Below are 2,064 nucleotides of genomic sequence, written 5' to 3'. Positions count from 1 at the left end.
TTGGCCCTAGTGCAAAGTAGTGGCGACCCTGGCTAGCCCGCGATTTTCTCAATCCAGGGGGGATCGGTCTACCACTACTCTTAAGATACAAGGGGGGATCGGATCTCTAGCATGGATGAATCAACTTGTAACTGTCCTAACTGAATGAACTATGGCTATATCCCTAAAGCCTATTTCGATCGATTAGACGGTTGACGACGTTTGCCTTTAGGCGGTGGAGTCGCGGCCTCGGCTAGGGCAGGCACTTCGGTTTTTTCCAGTTCCGGCAACTTGAGCAAGGCTCCTGCCATAAACCAGTAGTAAACTGCAACCGGATCCACATCTAGGGGATAGTAATAGGTGTTGTAACTGATAAACAGGATAAACACCCACAGTGCTGCCCCCATGCCCCGCAGATTTTTATCCTTGAGTTGGCGGTAGGCCCGGAACGTGACTACCGTTAGTGTGGTCACGACCGCCAGAAAGAGCAACACCCCGATCGGGCCAATCTCGAACAGTACCTTGGGATAGTAGGTTTCAATCAGCTTGGTTTCGCCAAAACTGCGGGCGGAATTGGTTGCTCGGCCCAAGCCCCGGCCCAAAATTCCAGTCAGGTCGCTCACAAAATCAAACTGGGACGCAATAAATTCCGTCGGAGGGGCGGCTTCCCAACGGCTGGAAAAGCTGTCCAACCGCTCCTGGACTACGTCCGGATAGGCCGCCATGGCGATCGCGGCAAAAATCCCCAGGGTAATCCCGATCGGCAGAAATCGTTTCAGGTTCGCCACCTGCCCCGTCACCACCAGCAGCACCGCAAAGACGATCGGCACGATCGCCAGCGCAATCCGTTGTCCCGACAAAACTGCCATCGTCAACGTCGCCGCCATCGCCCCCATCCCCGCCAACCGCCAGAGGAAACTGCGATCGCTAAAGGCCGTTGCAAAACTGAAGAAGGCCGCAGAGATCAAAAACCAGCCCCACTGCCAAGGAGCCACAAAGGTTCCCGGTAGGCGGATCACCCCCTGCTCCTCGTTATAGAGCAGCGATCCTCCCACTAAACACCGTGCCCCAAGGGAAGCTTTGAATAACTCCGCACCGGATCCCACCGTGCCCTGACAGCGCCCCGTTTTCAGCATCATGTACTGCACAAAGGCCAAACTACAGCACAGGATAATCAGCCCCGTCGTAATTCGCATCAGGCGATAAAAATCCGATCGCTTATTCAAAAAATAATAGGCGCAGGAAATCAGGGGGACATAGCCCAGAAACACCTTCAACCCCAAAATTCCCATCAGGAATGGTTTATCGCCCTTGGGCGCAAGCTGCTGGGCACCGTTGACAAACAGCAGAACTAACAGACAGTATCCCACCAACAGTAAGAGCGGCGTTTTTAAGCCAGTGGGTAAAATAAAGGGCAATTTTTTCCGTTGGCAGAGTTGGATTGTGGCAATCAACGCCGGGAGATAGAAAATATCCTTCGCCAGTTGCAAAACGGGGTTACTGCCGCCCCCGATCGAATAGGTGATTGTTCCTCCTAGGGGCAAATAAATCCAAAAGCCGTAGATTGCCTGCCAGGGATATTTAAACGAGAGCAGCAGCACCAACGTCCCCACGATGCCCCCCACTGCCCCCTTTACGCCCGCCACGATCGCCAATAGCATCCCGACAAAGACCGCACAGACCGTCGCGATCGTTAAAAACTGCGTTAATTCCTGCTTGGCCTTCGCCGCTTTACGTTTTGCCGCCTGTTGTTCCTTCAGCGTTAGAACAGGGCGATCGGATAATTCTGGCATGGCCTCAGCCGCTTTGCGTTTCGCGGCCTTGGATGCTTTGCTGGATTTGCGAGAGTTCGACTTGGCCATGGGCAGAGGAACGGCAAAGGGGGTACTCTCAGAATGCCCGATTTCCCTCGATTCGGAACCTGAACCCCAGCTAAACCTGTCATTGGTCTCCTGTACTGCTCCTAGGAGCGGACGCCTGCGCCTAGGGAACAGCGTATAAATAAAATCCCAATTGGGTAGGGGGTAGGAGAGTAAAAGGGTAGGAGGGTGGGGGGATGAAGAGGGGATATTATTTCTTGGCAAA

General features: G+C 53.7%; 1 protein-coding gene. It reads right to left on the bottom strand.

What is annotated here, in order from left to right; genetic code table 11:
- Positions 1-170: 170 nt before the first annotated feature.
- Positions 171-1,841: a hormogonium polysaccharide biosynthesis protein HpsL gene (hpsL, locus tag ACN4EG_RS27615; RefSeq protein ID WP_431633499.1), complete on the bottom strand. Its 1,671-nt coding sequence runs from the start codon at positions 1,839-1,841 to the stop codon at positions 171-173.
- Positions 1,842-2,064 lie beyond the last annotated feature (223 nt).

It is taken from the genome of Alkalinema pantanalense CENA528, from assembly GCF_050753345.1.
Lineage (GTDB): Bacteria > Cyanobacteriota > Cyanobacteriia > Leptolyngbyales > Leptolyngbyaceae > Alkalinema > Alkalinema pantanalense.
This window is presented reverse-complemented; position numbering and strand designations above follow the sequence as displayed.